The following is a 20,402-nucleotide window of genomic DNA, read 5'->3' on the forward strand; positions in this document are numbered from 1 at the left end:
AAATGCCTCCGTTTATTTGTGTCCTTTGTATTATACAATAAGATTTAAAGAATCTTTAATCTAAAAATAAACAAATAACCATTTAATTAAGGGTTAAAAAAATATTATTAATAAATTCTTATTTTTTCTAACTAAAAGTTTATAAATAAGAATATTATGATAATTGACTTAATATAAAAAAGTTAACTTTTTACTAAAATTATTTACAGTTATTATTTAAAATAATTTTTAAATTCATCATTGTATCAACTAATAAGTTTGTTTTTGAATTCTCACGATGAAGCAGAATCTATATTAGTAGCTTGTGGTTTTAGCATTTTTACAGTAATAGTTTTATTCTTTGGTAACGCAAAAACAGCTCATGTTGAATTTGTTGGTGGAAGATTTACTTCATCGATGTATCTTTCTGGTTCAATGATATTTAACTGGATATTATTATCATATTCAAATGGCACTACAAAATAGTAATAAAATCCTAAAGAACCATCATCATAAATATAAATATCATTAAATTTTAAAAATTCATATACATTTTGGTTTTTAAGATAAATTCTTTGAAATTCCTCTCGTATTTCCGTATCGTTTATTTTTAAATCTTGACTGTTATTTAGTTGTTTGAACCTTTTAATAATAATTTCATCAAAATCTTCTTTAGTTTGTAACTTAACCAAAACATCTAATTTTTTGCTTGTGTCAACTGATTCAAAAAATTTAAAGTTTAAAACATAATTTTTAAATTTATCTTTATCATTTCGAATAGCCTCAGGAATAAATTTATTTACAGTTGCAAAAGATAAAAACTTGTCTTTAGCACTGCTATATATAGAATTTAATTCTTTTTGCAATCTAGTTCGAAAATTATTTTGAAAATCCGGGTTTTGTTCATCTTCTTTATGTGGCGAATTTACACTACATCCAATTATTGATAATGGTAAAAGCGAATATAAAACACCTAATAAAAATATTTTCTTAACTTTTATCACGTTTACCTCTTTTTATTTTGTTATTAAATTATAACACAATACCATTAAATTTGGTGGTAGTATATTAAATTTAAGGTACACCTGTCCAATGACAACTATTTAGGTCCATATATAAATCCCATGGAAAGTGAACTAATTTAATTAAAATATGGTATAAATTATTTATGAGAATCAAACATAACATAGATAAGTACAAAAATTTAACAAACTACGAACTAAAAAAACAGCAATCTCTCATATTAATTGCTGCTAATATTGAAAAATCTTTATCTCAACTTAGTTTAATTACAAACCTTAGTGTATCAACTGTAAAAAGATATAAAAAAATAATAAAAAGTAATCAAGAAATTGACATCAGTCATAAAAATAAAAATCAACAAAGAAGTTGCAAAGTTACCGATTCAGAAATTGAATTAGTGTTTAAAGATTATTTAAAAACATGTGAAATTATTTTAAATAGCATTCTAACAAATAACCAACTTTCGTTTAAAAGTTATTATTATTCAGAATATGGTTCTTTTATAAGGCAAAAAATTTCTTACAAAACTTTGGTAAGAAGATTCAACCAATTAGGATTATTTAATATACATACAACCAAAAGAGGAAGAAAAATAGCAAAAATATCAAAGAAGAAAACTTCACAAGAGACAACATTGCTATTAAAAAAATATTATAAACAAATTAAACAAAATGAAAAACAAAGACAAGTTTTGGGTCTAAAGAAAAATTTAGAATTTGGTGAAATTGTTGAAATCGATGCTCAGCTTGAACCATATTTAAAAAATAATAAACCATTCTATCTTTATCATGCAATTGATGTTGCTACTGGAACATTATTAGCAGCATGATTTGAAGAACAAGAAACAACATTAGGATATCAAAGACTGTTAGAAATAGTATTTAAGAAATATGGATTTCCAAAGAAAATTTATACTGATAAAAGAAGAACTTTTTGGGGAAACGAAAACGCACAAACAATTTTTGAAAAAGATTTAAATAAAAAAGGAATAGAAGTACTCAGTTCATCTAATCCCAAACATAAACCTCACGTTGAGAGATCTTTTAGAACATCATTAGATCAATACCCATTATTAATTCATGAAAACGGATATAAAGATATTAATGATTTAAAGCAAAATAACGAAGTATTTCAAAATTATTACAACACGAGGAATAAAAAAATAATTTCTAAACATAATGTCTTTCAAAAAGAAGGAAAGAAAAACGGCAATTGAGCCGTTGATTTAGAGATTAATAGAAAAGTTTTAAATGGTGTTGTTAGATACCAAGGTAAAAACCTTGCAGCTTTCGATATGCATGACAAAAGGATTATATTTCCTTATAATTCTGATGTTGTGTTAGTACATTGTTCTGATGATAATTTGTATTTTAAATATAATGGAAAAAAATACTTTGCCAAAGAACCTAATGGAAAATATCTAAGCTTTACAGAAATGTGAGCTCTTGAGAAAGGTTTAGATTATTCTATCCCTGCCGTTGGAAAACTAGCATTTATCCATAAGAAAACAAACTCATTTTTTAAAACTCTTGAATTATACATCTCAAAGTTTAATAGTGTCTCTGTGAATGCACAAGGAAATAACCTTGAAGCCAATAAGATTATGGCTGAGTATTTAGAGATACTTCGAACATTACACAGAAGCATCAATGATGAAATAAAAATTGATGCATATTAATTTTAATATTTTTTAATAAAAAAGAAAATAATAAAAATAGAAAACACGGGCACGTGTTTTCTGGAAGTTTTGCTTACTTTTTCAAAAGTAAGGCCCCCTTGATTGCAATCAAGGGCGGGGGGTTAAAAATCTTTTTGCTTCATTTTGAAATTTTATAGTTAATTTAACAATATGCATAATTATGTCTTAATTTTTTAGACAGTAAAAACATCAAAAAATATATAAATTTTCCAATTTAGTTGCCAAAGAAGAAAAAAATTTTTTTTCTTTGTTTTTTCGTTATCTTTTTTTTGTAACAAAAGCATCATAATATAAATCAAAAAATAAAAAAATGATTAACCCCAACAGTCTGGGCAAAAAATTAAAAATGTAGTTCAAAAAAGTAGTTATTCTACAATTAAATTTGGTGGTAGTATATTAAATTTAAGGTACACCTGTTACTCAAAAAAATATACCATAATAAATAAATTTAACTATTCCAAATATAATTGGGGCTTATAACTAATATATTTAGTAATTATTTAGTTTAAAAAATTTTTATAATTAATAACACCATAGCACAAGCTATGGTGTTATATTTTGTGTAGTTTAATTAAAACTATTTATCTAAGTTAGCAAAGTAAACAACTGTTCTAACTAATTGTGATACATATGACATTTCATTGTCGTATCATGAGAATAATTTATATAAGTTACCTTCAGGTGTTGGTTTTACTGTTGTAAGTGCTGAATCGAAGATTGAACCATGTGATGAATTAACAATGTCTGAAGAAACGATTTCTTCTGTTTCGTATTTCATTGTTTCGTTAGCAGCAGCCTTCATAGCAGCATTTAATTCTTCAACAGTAGGTTGTTTGTCTAAGAATACTGTTAAGTCTACTAATGATCCAGTAATTAATGGCACACGAATTGCAACACCATCTAGCTTACCACTTGCTTCTGGAACAACTAATCCAATAGCTTTAGCAGCACCTGTTGATGTAGGTACCATGTTTGCCGCAGCAGCACGTGCTCTGCGTAAGTCTTTGTGAGGAGCATCTTGTAATCTTTGGTCTCCAGTATAAGCATGGATCGTAGTCATGTACCCTGATTTTAAACCAAATTGGTCAACAAGTACTTTAACCATAGGCGCTAAACTGTTTGTTGTACATGATGCAGCTGAAATAACTGTATCGCTTGCATCTAAAATATTATGGTTTACATTGTAAACAACTGTTTTAACATCTTTGTCTGATGGTGCTGAAACAACAACTTTTTTAGCTCCAGCTTTAACGTGTTTTTCAGCTCCTTCACGTTTAGTAAAGAATCCAGTTGATTCAACAACTAAGTCAATTCCTAATTCTCCTCATGGTAAGTTTTCTGGGTCTCTTTCAGCTAAGACTTTAATTTCTTTACCATTTACAACAATTGCGCCTTCTTTAGCTTCAACAGTAGCATTTAATCTACCAAATGCTGTATCAAATTTTAATAAGTGAGCTAATGTTTTAGCATCTGTTAAATCATTAACAGCCACAACTTCAAGGTTTGACCCTGATTCTAATAATCTACGGAAGAATAATCTACCAATTCTTCCAAATCCGTTAATTGCAACTTTTTTCATTTTGTCCCTTCTATTATAAAATTAAAATTTAAAGTATATATTTTAAAGTGTAAATGTAAAATTTCATCTTTTACTGGTTTATTATAATACAAATTTTTAGTTTTTTATTAGTAATTCACAAAAATAATTAAATAACCTGGAAATGTTTCCAGGTTATTTTCATTGAGCTAATTTAACTCGTTTTTTAGATTCGTATTGGTAATCAGTTGCGTACAATGTTCCATCTCTAAATATCAGTTCTAAAGAATTAGGAATTTTAGTATAACTGGCATAAAAGATTTTAACTCGTTTGTTGTTTAAATATAAGTAACACCCTGGATTTGAAGAATATGCTCTAATTTTATTAAAAGCTTCAGTTGCTGTTAACTGATTACTTAGCAATGCATCTTCTTTAAGTAACTTAGGTGATAAAGTAACTAAACTTTCTTCTTGTTTTTCGGGATTGATTTCATTGTTAATTAATTTAGTTAATCAATTTGTTATCTGCATTTTAGCTAAATTAGATACTTTTTGAAATAATGAATCTGAAGTATCTAAATCACTAACTTGCAATGATGCTTTAAAAAGCATATCTCCAGCATCCATTTCTTTAGTCATATAAATTAATGTAATACCCGTTTCACAATCTCCATTTAGTAAACTATGTTGCAAAGGAGCAGCGCCTCGATATTTAGGTAATAATGAGCCATGAATATTGATTGAGGCAATTTTAGCTAAATCTAAAACTTTACTTGGGATATACTGCCCAAAAGCACAAGTTAGTAAAATATCATAATCCAAGGATTTTAATTCTTCATAAATTTCGCTTATTTTATTAGGTTGAAATAGAGGGATTTGATATTTTTGGGCTAATAATTTTGTAGGAGTGGCTTCAAGCTTATAACCTCGGTTTGCTGGTTTATCTGGTTGCGATACAATAGCAACAACGTTAAAATGTTTGACTACTTCTTCAAAAACTGGTACTGAAAAATTTGGTGTTCCAGCCAGAACAATTTTTGATGGATTTTTACTCATGATGGATTCATACCTTTTCTTTTGATAATTGATCAATTAAATAAATAAGTTTTTTAGCAAGTGGGCCTTTGGGGTCAATATTTTCACCACTTGGTGATTTCTTAAAAAGTTGTTTACCTAGTTCATTAAAATTATAATATGAACCAAAATATGTTTTGGATTTATTTTGGAGCCTTTGACTTAATAAAGGTAAAAAGAAACTATCTAAAAACCATAAAGATAGTTGCTTTAAACCAATTTCATCAAAGATTAAAATATCAACATTAACTAAATCTTCTAACAAAGAATCAATGTCTAAATTTGATTTATTAAAACTACGTTTGAGTTTATCTTCTAGTAAATTAATATCTAAATAGGCTACTTTTTGATCGTTAATTGCATAATAGTTTGCAATTAACGATAAAGTATAAGAGCGTTTAGATTTAATTGACCCAGTTATGTATAAAGTGTCTAAATTTGTTTTTTTGTTATACAAATCTGTTAAATATTCATAAATATCTAATTCATCTTGAAATAAACTTAAAATAACTTTAGTTAAAAGATCATCATTTGAATATGTATTATAATCTTTAAATAAGATATTTGTTTTTATTTTAAATTCGTTTGTTAAATTTGTAGCACTGAGTTGTTTGCCAAAAACTAGCTTATTTTTATGATTTCTAGCAATTGTTGTTTGTCAAACTAAATTAGTTTTATGGCTTTCTTGTTCTAAAATTAACATTTGAGGCAGATATGTAAAAATTTCTTGGTCATTTAAATTATGTTTTTGAATAAGGTTTGCAAGAAATTTATTATTTTTTAATTTTGTAATTAATTTATCTTGATCTATATCACTACTAAGTGCTTGATTGAGTTTTTTATCATTAGTCGAAAAATTAAGTTTAGACATTTTTTAAACCTTTTAAATAATCATTTTTTAAAATTAGTTTTTCTTCATACATTTTTTTGGTACGGATACTATTTTTAAATTTACCATCCAGGTATGCTTCAACTTCACTAAATTCATTAAGGTGAGTATCAGATAATTCTTTAATTAATAAATTAACATATTTAGGCCATGTATCATTTTTATAACGCTTAATACTGTAATAAATTACTAAGTTTAAGGTTTTAGATTCCTTAAACACATTACTTCATGTTTCTAAAAAACCTTCATTTAATTCAAAATTATCATTGTTAGTCATTTGCATAATAAATTCACTAGGCCTAAGTTGCATTAATGCTTGATAGTCATTAGCATATTTAATGTTCGATACTTCTAATTTAGTATAAACTTCACGTTGTTTAACAATATTTTTAATTTTATCTTCGTTAATATGATCTTGACCTGTTTTAAGATAAAAATTCTTAACAATATTTTGTGAATTCGTTAATGACTCTTGGAAAACATTAAAGAAATTAGCTGAAATATCTTCAAAAGCAAAATTATTGATAACAACTTTATTTGGAAGGCTTGTTAAACGCTTAAAGTTAGCATCACCAACTTTTTGCTTAATCATTTGTGAAATAAATGGATTTTTAATAATTTCTTGCCCTTGTAATGGTTTATGTAATTCCAAAATAATTGTTGCACTTTCATTATCTTTGTAAGTATTAATTAAACCTAATGCTTCAAGTTGCATCCTAGCTTGGTGCAAATTTGTTTCATTAGTATTTAATAATAAATTTAAAGTAGCAAAACTATACGGTGTAACGAGATCATTGTTTTTAGCTAAATCATTTAAGTATTCATAAAGTAAAATACTTAAATGATCTAAAATAGGTGCATAATATTTACGTAAATTATTTAAATCAGAATTATAAATAGTTGTTTTAAGTGAAATTTTAAAATAGTCAAAATCTAAAAAATTCATAATGATTACTCCTTTTTGGTTTAAATGCAAAACAATTTTAAATAATATTTATAAATTTAAAAGATAATAATTATTTCTTAGGGTAAACTAATGCTTTTTCCCAAGAGATATCCACAACCTTTAAATTATTAAAAAGTTCCTTATTTTGCCAATTATAAGTATTTAAAGTATCTAATTTTTTTATTAAATCAGTTTTTCCATATTTTTTATTTAAAAAACTTTTTCGCTTTATTTCTGGAATTTGTACATGTCAAACTTCGCTAAATAACGTCATTATTTCTTTAGGTGCCTTAAATAAAATTGGATATTCTACAAAATCATAGTTATGATTTTGTAGGTGTATATAAAGTTCGATATTTATTAAATTTTCTAATATTTGCAAATTGTGTATATCCAATAAAATTCAAGCTTTAATTTTTTGTTTATCTAAACTATTTTTTGTTACCAAATCATACTTTACTAAATTTTTTACCTTTTTTACAAAATTAATATCTTTATATAACAACGTAACAAAATGATCTACTTCTAAAACATGATAGCCTTTATTAAATAATAATTTTAAAATCCTGCTTTTGCCAACACATATTTTACCAACTATTGCAACCATTTTTATTTTTTATTTAAAAAGCGTTTTAGTTCTAGTTTAAATTTTTCTAATTCTAATTCATTTAAATAATCTAATGCATTATCATAGTTTATATTTAATAAATAAAAATCAATATCTAAATTTAAATTTTGGACATTAGTATTAATTTTAGATAATTCGTAAGATAAAAAGCCAGAATCTTTACCCTTGCTTAACTTTTCAATAATGCTTTTGGATTCGTTTAATTGCCCTAATTCTAAAAGTTGATAAAGATTTTCAAAGTTATTATAAGCTCCAATTAATTTTAGTGCAGTTTTATCCCCAATTCCTGGAACCCCAGGTAAATTATCACTAGTATCACCTTTAAGTCCTTTAAATGTAGTTATTTGGCTTGGATTTAATTGATAAATTTGATAAAAATTATCTAAAGTAACAATAGAAATATCTAAACCTTTTTTAATAATATATGAAGTATTTAAATCGACTAATTGTAATAAATCTTTGTCTGATGAAAAAATATATTTTTCTCCAGACATTTTTTTACAATATGTTCCAATAATATCATCAGCTTCATCTCCTATTTGTTCAATTCATTTAATATTTAATAAGCTAAGTAATTTTTTTATATAATCAAATTGGTCAAATAATTCTTGCGGTGCTTTAATTCTCCCTGATTTATACTCAGGAAAAATGTTGTGCCGCTTTGTTTTGCCTTGTGCATCAAATGCAATCATTAAATGAGTTGGTTCAATAAATTTTAACAACTTAATTAATTGAGATAAAAAAATTGCAATTGCATTTGTAGGCACTCCATTTGAATTACGTAAAATTTGAGTTAAATCTCCGCGGTAAGTGGCATAAAAGGATTGAAATAGTAAATAATTTCCATCAATTACTAATGAACATATATTATTCTTCATAAATTAATTCCTCGATATCTTTCAAATTATAATATTTATCATCCTTTTTTAGTATTAATACTCGAACTGTTTTAGGTAATTCCTTAGTTAACCATGAAATCAATTTAGTATTTCAAGTTGAAGCAATCACCGCCTTAGAATTATCTTGTAATTTAAAATTCAGTTGATTATCTTTTTTACCTTTGCTAACAGATAAAATTTTTACTTTAAGCCAATTTGCTTGATCTTGTAAATTTAATAAGCAAATTTCATTTGGTTCATTTTGTAAATTTGAAGTATTATTAATTTTTAAAAATTCATGGCTATACATTGAGCCAAGTAATTTAATTTCTCATTCATTTTCAAATTCAATATCCTGAATGGTTTCAGTTAGTAAGTGATCACCAAGCTTATGAACACTAATAAATTTATTTAAATACTCAAGTGGGTTATCTAATTTTTTAGTTTCAGATTTAAACAATTCATAATAATCAAGGCAAATATCTAAACTTGCTAAAAGCATTTTAACATTACCAAATACATTAAATGCACCCGCTTTAATTAATGTTTCTAAAATACTTTCTCCAAGCCCAGCAACTTTTAACCTTAATCATGCGGAAATAAAACTAGTAAATAAACCGCCTCTTTGACGTTCATTAATAATTTTCTCAATAGCAGCTTGCCCCACTCCTTTAATTAAGGCAAAACTTAAATAAATCTCATTATTTTTTATTTCACATTCAAAACTAGAAATATTAATGTTTGGAATTTTAGTGGTAATTTTAAACAACCTTGCTTCATCAACATAATTTTTAATAGTTTGCTGATCAACTCCAGTATTTGACAATAAATACTTATAAAAAATCATTGGAAATCTTGCTTTGTAATATGCTAATTTATAACTAATAAAAGCATACGCAACTGCATGAGATTTATTAAATCCATAATCAGCAAATTTTTCTATCTTAGCATAAATTGTGTTTAAAGTTTCCTTGCTAAATCCATTTTTTAGTCCACCTTCAAAAAACTCATCTTTATATAATTTAAGTTCTTGTTCTTTTTTCTTAGAAATTGCCCTTCTAAATAAATCAGCTTTTGAAAAGGACATATTAGCTACATCTTGCACTATTTGCATAATTTGTTCTTGGTAAACAATAATTCCGTAAGTATTTTTTACAATATTATCATATAATGGGTGGATTTTATCAATAAATAATGGATTAATTTTATTTTTAGCATAGGTTTTAATGTATTTGCTTGGCCCAGGTCTAAATAAAGCTAAAACGGCATAAATATCATCAAATTTATCAATAACCACTTCTTTAATTGCCTTGCGCATTCCAGGAGATTCAAGTTGAAAAATACCATCAGTTAAAGTTGAATTTAACAATTTAAAAGTTGGTAAATCATTAAATAAAGCAATTGAATTATTAATTACTTTGTCAAAATGCAAATCTTTTGGAATTTCACTTTCTAATTCATTAATAAAAGTTAGATTTTTTAAACCTAAAAAATCTATTTTAATTAATCCATATTGTTCTAAATTATTCATTGTCATTTGTAATTGGTTTAGTTTAAAATTACTTTCTTGTACTGGGACAATATTAATTAAAGGTTCATTGCTAATAATAAAGCCAGCTGCATGAATTCCTAATTGTCTTGGTAAACCTTCAAGGCGCGATGCTAAATAATGTAATTTAGGATATTTTTGTGCATATAAAGCATATCTTTTATTATTAAGTGCAGCATATTCTAATGAAGGATCATGCATTGATAAACAAGCCGAGATTGCATCTAATTCACTACGTGGTATATTTAAATATCTTCCAACATCACGTAGCGAATTTTTTGAAGCCATAGTTTGAAATGTCGAAATAAAGGCTACTTTATCTTGCCCGTATTTTTTAGCTAAATATTCAAAAATTAAATCTCGTTTGTTATCTTGAATATCAATATCAATATCCGGCAAGCCAACTCTTTCTAAATTTAAAAATCTTTCAAACAATAAATTAAATTCAATTGGATTTACTGAAGTTATACCAATTAAATACGAAATTAATGAACCTGAAGCAGAGCCACGGCCAGGACCTATTAAAATATTATTATTTTTAGCATAGTTAATTACATCTTGAATAATTAAAAAATAATCAATAAACCCGATTTTTTTAATTACTTTAAATTCAAAGTTAATTCGTTGATCAACTAATTCTTTATCATATTTTTTAATAATTTGATGATAACGTTCCCCATTTATTAAATTAAGTAATTGTTCTACTGAATTATTTGAATATTTTGGTAATTTAAGAGACGTATCAGGTTTAAAATTTTCAATACTATTGACAATGGATAAAATATTATTGTATACTTCATCACTAACATCAGAAAATTCACCTATTTCATAATATTCACTATAAATAGTATTGTTTTCATCTAAATTACCAATTTTATTTAAAATTGGTAATAATTCATTATCATCAAAATATAAAATCTTTTTAGTAGGAGCATATACTGTTTGATATTCTTGCATAGTTTTGGCATTTAAATAAAAATTACCTAAATATTTATCTAATTTAATATTCTTAGCTTTTGCTCCTAATTCAAAGTGATCAATTAAAAATATATTAGGATCATCTAAATCATAATATGAAACTTCTGCTTGAGTGCTTTTAGCTAAAACTAATTCTTTTAATTTTAAAAAACCAGAATTATTTTTAGCTAAAGCAATAATTTGAAAACCTTCTGTTAGTTTTAATTCAACCCCTAATATTAATTTAAAGTCATATTCATTTTGAAAATTTCAATAAAATTGTAATGCATGGAAATTTTCAAAATCAGTTAATGTTAAATATTTAACTTTTTTTTGCTTTGCAAGTTTAAATAAGTCGTTAAGTCTAATTGTTGAATTTAAAAATGAATATTCAGTATTAGTATGTAAATAAATAATATCTTTCATGTTTTAATTTTATATGATTTAGCATTAATATAAAATTAAATTTATAGAATAATTAACTTTTCAAGCAAAATCCACTCTTTTAGAATTATGTTTAGTACGTTTTTTTTTTTTTTTTGCATGTAATTTATATAAATATAATAAAATATATACAGATATTTTAAAATTTGCTTTTACTCCTGAAATAAATTTTAAATATATCTAGCAAAAATTTACATTTTATTTAAATTTATTAAGATAATCAAATATTATATGAAAAGGAAGATTTATGAAATTACGAAAATTTTTATTAGTAACAACTAACTTAGTCTCAATTACCGCTGTTACTGCTGTTTCATGTACAGCGCCTCAGCCTCAAAAAAGACAATTTGCTATTCAAAATGTTAGTGAAATTACAGTAACTCAAACAAGAGCTGAATTCACCGCTAAAATTACTGGTCTACAAGGAACAGACCAACTTAATGTAAAAGTTAATGATACAACTCATAATTTTACAGTTTCAAGTTTAAACAAACCAGCTGATAATGAATATAAAATTACTATTACTGGTTTAACTAAAGGAACTACGTACGAACTAGATACCATCAAGGTAAACAACGATACATCATTTAATGTCAAACGTTCATTTACAACCTTAACTGATGTAACAACCACTCCTCCAGAAACCGAAAACCCAGGTAACACAAATTCAGGAACCGAAAACCCAGGTAACACAAATTCAGGAACCGAAAACCCAGGGGACACCACTCCTCCAGAAACCGAAAACCCAGGTAACACAAATTCAGGAACCGAAAACCCAGGTAACACAAATTCAGGAACCGAAAACCCAGGGGACACCACTCCTCCAGTTCAGGAACCTGATTATAATCAAGTTGGAGAACATTTAGAAAATGTTACAGATGAAGGACTAGGAGAACGTTTTGATCAGTTATTAAAAACATATTTAGAAAAACCTGCTAATAAAGAAGGTGGAAAACTAAAACAAATGCAACTTTATGGCCCAACAAGCAATACCAATAATCAAGTATACTTATCAATTCAAGGATCAGGCGGTAAACCTGAAACAGCTATTTTAAAAATAAAAGCAGACTGAGATGTTAACAAATTAGAAGGTACTGCTAATTCAGGTAATAAAAAATTATATTTAGCTGAATTTAATCCAGAAACGAGAATTTTAACTTTAAAATATAAATATGATGGAGAATACTTCCACATCACAACTTTAATACCTAAAGCTAAAACTGCTGAAGAAAAACGAAAAGAAGATGATGAAAAAGCATACAAGCAAGTGCAAGATTATGTAAAAAGTGTAGTAAAAAGTGCTGTTTTCTCACAAACTACAGATAGTTCAAATACTAAACCAACTTTAACTTTAACCTTTAATGCAGGTACGCAAGATAATACAGAAAGTCAAACTGAAAACACAAATTCTGAAGAATATAGCAAAGAATTTGAAAATTTTGCTAACTTAGTTTCTCATTTCCATACTGTGCATCTTGAAATTGAAGATACTAATGGTCAAATTTACTCTGGATGAGAAACTTTAATGGATGCTACAAAAGAAAATTGAGGAATGACCTATAATAATAATAATCCAGAACGTAAAATTGAGTTTAGAATGTACAAAATGGAAAAGAAAGACGAAAATTCAGCTAATACAGAGGAAACTACTCAAGAAAATCAAAATCAAGAACACACAAATAAAATAGAAAATATTAAAACTATTAAAGCATGATTACATAATCCTGATTTTGCAAAAGAATTCGCATTCTATGAAATAGACGTTACACAAAGTGAAACTACTACTGATTCAGCCCAAGCAGCGGGGGGGACACAACAAGCTAGTAGTTAATCCTTAATCAGGTAATTAATCTACTTAACACTAAAACACAACCAAGATTTCTTGGTTGTGTTTATTTTTACTTTTAAATTATAGTTTAGTAGGTATATTTTAGTCCATTATATCTAAAGTATATTTTAAATCTAATTTGCAGTAAATTAAATCTTCTAAACCTTGCGGTATAGTTTCATAAATCACTAAAATATTCTTTGCTTTAGTTAATTGTAATAATCGATAACATGAAAAGATGATATTTCACATTTTTAAATTATTACAAATATCTTTACTTAAAACTATTAGTTTTAAGTTATTTAATGCATTAATTAAATTATAAATACTTTTATTTATATTAGTTAAATAAATACCATATTCATAATTATTATTAGAATAAATTGCTATTTTATTATTAATTTTTTTATAATCAAAATAATCGCTTTGTGAAGTTAATAAACACATAACTTTAGCACCGTCTATTAAAAAATCATTGCGTAAAAAGTCTGCTTGCTGTATTTTATAAATTAAATTAAGATTTTCTTCTTTGGCATAGCTATCAACATAATCAAATCAAAGATTTTGATATTTATATGCTAGTGTTGGTATTAAGTCAAAAAAATCAATTCATTCTTGCTTAATTAATTCATTAGTAATAGACACTTTAACTAACGATAAATTAACTTTATCATTAGTTAAATATGTATTGATTACTTTTTGCCTAGATAATTTAAATTTTAGTGCATTAGCATTTAAGGTCTTATATAAATTTAAATTCTTGCTAAAAGTTTGAAAGACTTCTTCTTTTAAAATTGCCGGATTTAAATTAAGGTAATTATTTGGGGAATTAGAATAAATCATATTATAAATTGAATAATTTAATAATTCTTTAAGGTTATGTTTGTAATATAAGGTATTTAGCAAAGGATATCTAAAAATAGTAAATTTATCAAAAAATGGATTAAGGCCATATTGGGTATTTAAGGTAGTTATTTTTTTCAGTAAGTGTTTAAAACGATATTTGTTTACTTTTTTAACTAAAAAAATTAACGTATCCTCATCTTTAACAATCTTTCAATTTTTGCCTTTTAAACCTAAAGATTTAATAATTAAAGATATTTCATTTTTATAAAAAATAGAATTATATTTTTCTAATTTTAATAAACCACCTATAACTACAAAATTCTTCCAAGCTATTTCGCTTGCTTTATCACTTAATTCAGGTATTTTAAAAATTTGTTTTTTACTGAAAACTTTTTTCCAGGTTATTGTACAAAAAAACTTATTTGCAGCAATACTTCTTATAGTCATTTTGACAACATGTTTTTTTAAAAAATAACTTTCTAATTTAAAAATAAATCAAGTTATAAAATGATATTTTTTAATAACAAAATTATTAAATTTTATATCTAGTTCATGTGTTTCTTTATGATTAAATGGATTATCTAAAAATTTATTCAAATTGATTTGAGTATCTGGTTCAAAATAAGCTAAGAATTCTTTTAAAGAACCATATTTAAACATACCGACTGTTGTTTTTTTAACATCTAAATTAGTTGCAAAATATGCATTTTTTTTATTTAATCTAATTACCCTTAAATTACTCATATCAATCTCATAATGCATGATATCCCATGAGGCATGAAAATACATATAAATGCAAACCAGAATTGCAATAAGTAAGAGGATAATTAAAAGAAAGCTTGTAAAGAAAATAAAACCATAAAAAATGGCCATAATTACCTACTTAAAAGCCTAATTGCTGGGTGGGTTTTATTTAATTTTCGTGTGACTTGATCTTTATGGAATAAAACTTCAATATCATTACTATTACCTACCTCAATAACTTCACCTTCACCAAAAGTAATATGCGAAATAATATCACCAACTGCTATTTGTTCATTTTTTAATACAACATCATTATATGATTCGGTATTTAAAACAAATTTAGTTGGATCATCTAATAAAATCGTATCACTCAGGTTAATCCCCATTTCACTTAAAAAAGGTGAAGGAACTTTAAATTTATCAAGTGAGTAAACCATTCCCCGTGATGATGATATAAATAATTTTTTCTTTGCCCTAGTAATAGCAACATATGCTAAGCGCCTTTCTTCTTCTAATAGTTCACTAGTGCTTTTACCCTTTGAATTATTAATAAAATCTCCTTCATCATAAATTCTAAAACTGGGGAAAACTCCATCACTAAGTCCAACTAAAAAGACATTTTCATATTCTAAACCTTTTGATGAATGAATTGTCATTAAAGTAACATAGTTAGTTTCATTATGATATTCATCACTTACAGAAAGCAAACTTACCATATTAAGATAATCTTCTAAAGTTCCGCCAACATTATTCTTTTCCCAATTATCAATTGATTTAATTAATTCTTTTACATTTTCCTTAGCTGTCCCGCGAAGGTTTTTATCATTTTTTATACTTTCATAATAGCCTATTTTTTCTAAAAATGCATCAAGGGCACGGCTAATTTTAAGTTTTTTAGTTTCAATAGCATTTTTATATAATAAAATAGTTTCCAAAAATGGTTTAAGTTTATTTTTTAGAAAATCAACGCCAAATTCTTTAGGATTTAATTCTTTAAAATGATCACGCAAGGCTCAAAACATGGTTTTATGATGACTAGTTGCAAAATCTCTAATTCTTTGTAATTTCACTTCGCCAATCCCCCGGCTTGGCACATTAATAACGCGCTCAAGTGAGATTTGGTGTCCATCAAATAAAACCCTTAAAAAAGCAATAACATCTTTAATTTCATCCCTTTGATAAAATTTAACTCCATTAATTAATTTATGGGGAATGTTAGCTTCAATTAAAGCTTGTTCAAAAGCCCGCGAATAATAATTAGATCTAAATAAAATTGCAATTGAGCGCAATGGATTTTTTTGTTTTTTTAATTCATTTATTTTTGTGACAACTCATGCAGCTTCTGCTTCTTCATTGTATAAATGTTGGTATTCTAAATCAGTCCCATCCTCATTTTGTGTTACTAAATCTTTACTGAATCTAATATTATTATGTTTAATTAATTTATTAGCAGCTTCCAAGATTTTTTTAGTTGAACGGTAATTTAAATCTAAAATAACAGTTTTAGCATCAGGATAATCTTTATCAAAATTTAGAATTAAATCAACTTTTGCACCTCTTCAGTTATAAATGGTTTGATCAGGATCACCAACAATTGTTAAATGTGTGTGATCTGTATAAAGCATTTTCATAATGTTATATTGCATAGATGCAGTATCCTGAAACTCATCAATTAAAATATATTTGAATTTTTTCTGATATTTAGCTAAAACATCAGGACGCATTGTAAAAAGTTTATAAGTTTGAATTATTAAATCATCAAAATCTAAAGAACCATTAATAGCTAATTCATTTAAATATTCAATATAGATTTTATTCAAAATTGAAGGTTTTTGTTCCTTAGATAAGACTTTTGCAAATTCTTTAGGGTCTTCTGAATAATTCTTGGCTCAAGAAATATATTGCGAAGCGGTCTTATATGGAATTTCTGTAGTTGTAATTCCTAAAGATTTATAAATCTTTTTTAAAATTGTATCTTTGTCTTGTTCATCAATAATTTGAAAACTTGTAGGATATCCTAACTGGCGAATGTCCTTGCGCAAGACATCAGCGCAGAAAGAGTGGAAAGTCTTAGCATTAATTTTTCCAATATCTTGTTGACAATAATTCCCAATTCTTTGCACTAATTCTTGAGCTGCTTTATTAGTAAAAGTTACAGCTAAAATTGACTCGACTGGAACATTTAAATCATTAATTAAGTATGATACTTTTCTGGTTAAAACTTTTGTCTTTCCTGAACCAGCTCCAGCTATAATCCGTAAGGGGGTATCAAAATAAACAACGGCTTCACGTTGTTTTTCATTTAAATCACTTAATAAATCGATTTTTCTTAATAGCATGTTTCCTCCTATTTATAAATAAATTTTCGGCGTATATTTTTTTGGGGCAAGAATTTAAGTTCACTAATTACTTGCCTAATTTGTTTATCTTCAACCACTCGGGTTTCGGTTAGTAAATCAATTAAAATTAAATTGCGCTTGGAAACCAGCAGCATAAAGTACCCTGCAATTAAAATAAAAAAATGCATAGTTAATAAAGTAGTAATGATTCTCAACACAATCTGATGATATAAATCATTTCGTAAAGTTATTTGTTTTTGTTCATTTCACACAAAACTCTTATGGCTTAAGAAGGATAATGTAATGAGTAAAATCACAAAAAAAAACCAAGTAATAAAATAATTATGTTTAAAGATTGAGATTTTGGAAAATTTCTTAGTTTTTGAATTAATGATTTTTAATTTGCAAATCCACAAACCAATTGTTTTACCATTAAATAAAACTGGAATTAATTGGTAAAATAAAGCAAGAAAAATCCAGATTAAAACGACCCCGAAATAAAAAACACCCGCACTAGGCAAGTCATTTGGTTTTTTTGTAATTCTTAAAAGATAAAATGATAACAATACTAATGAAAAAAAACAAATTAAATCAATAATATTTGCTAGCAATCTTTTAAAGAAACTTGCATTTTTATACACTTATTAACTAAGTCTCTTTAAAATTTTGGTGTTTTTTAGTTTTGAAATTGGCAGAGATAATAAAATAATTTCATTATTATTTCGTAAGAAATATGGGTTGGTAATAAAATAATTTTTAGATTTATATTGCAAATCAAGCGTTTTAATTATTTCAAAATGAGCTTCAAAGACTTTTGGATTACGTTTTTCTCAAATATCTTCCTTAGTTTTATAGATTCGACGGTACATAAATTTTGTTTCATTTAAAAAACCAGTTAAGAGTAATTTAATAAAATAATATTTTGCATAAACTAATTCATCATTAAAGTTTAAATGTTTAATTTGAACAATGTTTTGTAAATTATCAAAAGAAGTTAAAAAGTTTTTGGTAATTAATCAAATATCAGTAGGAAAATATTCAGCAAACATTTTATAATCTAAATATGTATACGTTTTAGCCTCTAAAAATAACATATAATTTAGTTCAAGACACAATTTATTATTATTAGCTGTTTTAAATTTATGACCAAGAATTTTATTTGATAAGCTTTTTTTAATAATTTTATTGAAAATAAATGGATAAGTATAGGCAAAAGTTAATTTATTTTCTTGTAAATTAATCTTGCGACCCTCGACCACTCTACCTGTTGGTTTTCAAGTAATTGAACCATTTATTTTTGGTTTAAATTCCAAAATATCGACTTTAGTTTGCTCAATTGCTTGAATCATTCTTTCCACATAATGTTTTTTTATATATTGAATATCACAATTAAAAACAACAGAATATTCACCTGAAATTACCCTGTAAGCATTAAGTAAACTTTCTTGAGCAGTGCTTTGTTTTGAGTTATAAATAAACTTAAGCCTCTTACCAAAAGAAGTTTGATATTTTCCCAATTCTTTGATAATTTCTAAATTTTTTGAATTTGCATTGTTTAAACACAATACTACTTCAAAATCTTGACTAGTTTGCTCTTCCAAAGCTTCAAAATAATATTCTAATTGTTTTAAATCACTTGGTACGATTGATATTAATGATAATTTCATACTAACCACCCTTAGGTATTAATATTTTACCATAAAACTCAATTTTTTTTAATGGGATATTAAGACATTTCATCCCATATCTAGCCCTAAAAATATTTACTATTTTTTTATAGTTTTAAATGTTGTCTTTATGAAAATAATTTATAATATTTATGTATTATAAAATTAGGAGGATTACATGAAAAATACAATTGACAATTTACAACTATCTGGTAAAAAAGTCCTAGTACGTGTTGACTTTAATGTTCCAGTACAAGATGGTATTATCACATCAACAAAAAGAATTAGTGCAGCATTGCCGACTTTATTAAAAGTCTTAAATGATGGTGGAAAGTTAATCTTACTTTCACACCACGGGAGAGTTAAAGAAAATTCTTGTCTTTCAAAACATACTTTAAAACCAGTAGCTTTTGAATTAGCTCGCCAACTTAAAAGACCAATTAAGTTTGTCGAACAAACTAAAGGCCCAGTCTTAGAAAAAGTTATTAATGAAATGAAACCTGGGGATGTAATTTTAGTACAAAACACACGTTATGAAGATTTAAACGACAAGGCTGAAAGTAAAAATAACCCTGAACTTGGTGCTTATTGAGCATCGTTAGCTGATGTTTTTATTAATGATGCTTTTGGTACAGCACACCGTGCACATGCTTCAAACGTTGGAATTGCTAAAAATATCAAGGAATCTGCATTAGGTTATTTAATGGAAAAAGAAGTTTCATCTTTAGAAAAAGCTCTTAAAAACCCTGTACATCCATATGTTGCAATTATTGGTGGAGCTAAAGTATCAGATAAAATTAAGGTACTTGAAAACTTAATTAAAATTGCTGACAAAATGATTATTGGTGGGGGGATGGCTTATACATTCCTAAAAGCTCAAGGCATTAACGTTGGTAATTCATTAGTAGAAGATGATTACTTGCCACTTGCCAAAGACTTTTTAGCAAAATACAAACATAAGGTTATTTTACCAATTGATCATGCTGTAGCAACCGAATTTAAAGATGTTACACCCGAAATTCAAGAAGTTTCAGTTAAAGAAGGCTACATGGCACTTGATTTAGGTCCTAAATCTATTAAAGCTGTACAGGATGCCTTAGTAAATGCAAAAACTGTGGTTTGAAATGGACCTATGGGTGTTGCAGAATTTGAAAACTACAAACATGGGACTCTTGCAGTTTGCAAAGCAATTGCAACTTTAAAAGATACCTATACTGTTGTTGGTGGGGGTGATAGCGTTGCTGCTATTGAAAAACTTGGTATGGAAGATATGTTCTCACACGTTTCAACTGGAGGCGGAGCTAGTCTAGAATTCTTACAAGGCATTGCTCTTCCTGGTGTAGTTGCTATTCAAGACAAAAAATAATTCAAATAA

Annotated in this window: 15 protein-coding genes; 3 read left to right on the forward strand and 12 right to left on the reverse strand. The window is 26.3% G+C overall.

Going from position 1 to position 20,402, the window contains the following annotated elements:
- Window positions 1–212: 212 nt before the first annotated feature.
- Entirely contained in the window at window positions 213–983 is a 771-nt protein-coding gene (locus AC0B4K_RS02715) for a hypothetical protein (protein ID WP_465103712.1), read from the reverse strand.
- 164 nt (window positions 984–1,147) lie between these two features.
- On the opposite strand from AC0B4K_RS02715, the gene AC0B4K_RS02720 reads away from it, so the two are divergent.
- Window positions 1,148–2,680: a transposase family protein gene (locus AC0B4K_RS02720; protein WP_465103318.1), complete on the forward strand. Its 1,533-nt coding sequence runs from the start codon at window positions 1,148–1,150 to the stop codon at window positions 2,678–2,680.
- Window positions 2,681–3,278: 598 nt separating this feature from the next.
- Here AC0B4K_RS02720 and gap read toward each other — a convergent pair.
- The 7 genes from gap to dnaE form a co-directional block, all read right to left on the reverse strand.
- Window positions 3,279–4,280: a type I glyceraldehyde-3-phosphate dehydrogenase gene (gene gap / locus AC0B4K_RS02725; RefSeq protein ID WP_465102393.1), complete on the reverse strand. Its 1,002-nt coding sequence runs from the start codon at window positions 4,278–4,280 to the stop codon at window positions 3,279–3,281.
- A 153-nt stretch (window positions 4,281–4,433) separates the two neighbouring features.
- Window positions 4,434–5,294, reverse strand: a complete 861-nt coding sequence (gene fmt / locus AC0B4K_RS02730; protein ID WP_465103713.1) for a methionyl-tRNA formyltransferase — start codon at window positions 5,292–5,294, stop codon at window positions 4,434–4,436.
- A complete protein-coding gene (locus tag AC0B4K_RS02735; RefSeq protein ID WP_465103714.1) occupies window positions 5,287–6,183 on the reverse strand; it encodes a hypothetical protein in 897 nt (298 codons plus the stop codon). Before AC0B4K_RS02735 ends, fmt begins: the two co-directional genes overlap by 8 nt.
- On the reverse strand, window positions 6,176–7,147 hold the full coding sequence (locus AC0B4K_RS02740) for a replication initiation and membrane attachment family protein (protein WP_465103715.1): 972 nt from the start codon (window positions 7,145–7,147) through the stop codon (window positions 6,176–6,178). The genes AC0B4K_RS02735 and AC0B4K_RS02740 overlap by 8 nt, the downstream gene beginning before the upstream one ends.
- Window positions 7,148–7,217: 70 nt before the next feature.
- Complete coding sequence (locus tag AC0B4K_RS02745) at window positions 7,218–7,754, reverse strand: nucleoside/nucleotide kinase family protein (RefSeq protein WP_465103716.1); 537 nt, start codon at window positions 7,752–7,754, stop codon at window positions 7,218–7,220.
- Window positions 7,755–7,756: 2 nt separating this feature from the next.
- Entirely contained in the window at window positions 7,757–8,653 is an 897-nt protein-coding gene (locus AC0B4K_RS02750) for a 5'-3' exonuclease (RefSeq protein ID WP_465103717.1), read from the reverse strand.
- The gene (gene dnaE / locus AC0B4K_RS02755) at window positions 8,643–11,585 is read right to left on the reverse strand and encodes a DNA polymerase III subunit alpha (protein WP_465103718.1); all 2,943 of its coding nucleotides are present in this window, start codon (window positions 11,583–11,585) and stop codon (window positions 8,643–8,645) included. The genes AC0B4K_RS02750 and dnaE overlap by 11 nt, the downstream gene beginning before the upstream one ends.
- Window positions 11,586–11,850: 265 nt before the next feature.
- Here dnaE and AC0B4K_RS02760 point away from each other — a divergent pair, with 265 nt between their 5' ends.
- Window positions 11,851–13,434, forward strand: coding sequence for a hypothetical protein (locus AC0B4K_RS02760; RefSeq protein WP_465103719.1), 1,584 nt, complete (start codon window positions 11,851–11,853; stop codon window positions 13,432–13,434).
- Window positions 13,435–13,533: 99 nt separating this feature from the next.
- Here the strand turns inward: AC0B4K_RS02760 and AC0B4K_RS02765 are convergent, their stop codons facing one another.
- Genes AC0B4K_RS02765 through AC0B4K_RS02780 form a run of 4 tightly spaced genes read right to left on the reverse strand, consistent with a single transcriptional unit; the run spans window position 13,534 to window position 19,027 of the window.
- Window positions 13,534–15,150 (reverse strand): MHO_4530 family protein, encoded by a 1,617-nt coding sequence (locus AC0B4K_RS02765; RefSeq protein WP_465103720.1) that lies wholly within the window; start codon window positions 15,148–15,150, stop codon window positions 13,534–13,536.
- A 2-nt stretch (window positions 15,151–15,152) separates the two neighbouring features.
- On the reverse strand, window positions 15,153–17,360 hold the full coding sequence (locus tag AC0B4K_RS02770) for an ATP-dependent helicase (protein WP_465103721.1): 2,208 nt from the start codon (window positions 17,358–17,360) through the stop codon (window positions 15,153–15,155).
- A gap of 8 nt (window positions 17,361–17,368) precedes the next feature.
- Window positions 17,369–18,001, reverse strand: coding sequence for an RDD family protein (locus tag AC0B4K_RS02775; protein ID WP_465103722.1), 633 nt, complete (start codon window positions 17,999–18,001; stop codon window positions 17,369–17,371).
- A 3-nt stretch (window positions 18,002–18,004) separates the two neighbouring features.
- Window positions 18,005–19,027, reverse strand: coding sequence for a glycosyltransferase (locus tag AC0B4K_RS02780; protein WP_465103723.1), 1,023 nt, complete (start codon window positions 19,025–19,027; stop codon window positions 18,005–18,007).
- A gap of 178 nt (window positions 19,028–19,205) precedes the next feature.
- Here AC0B4K_RS02780 and AC0B4K_RS02785 point away from each other — a divergent pair, with 178 nt between their 5' ends.
- Window positions 19,206–20,393 carry a phosphoglycerate kinase gene (locus AC0B4K_RS02785; protein WP_465103724.1) on the forward strand — a complete coding sequence of 396 codons (1,188 nt, stop codon included), beginning with the start codon at window positions 19,206–19,208 and terminating at the stop codon, window positions 20,391–20,393.
- Window positions 20,394–20,402 lie beyond the last annotated feature (9 nt).

This window comes from Mycoplasma sp. 11548, from assembly GCF_055523555.1.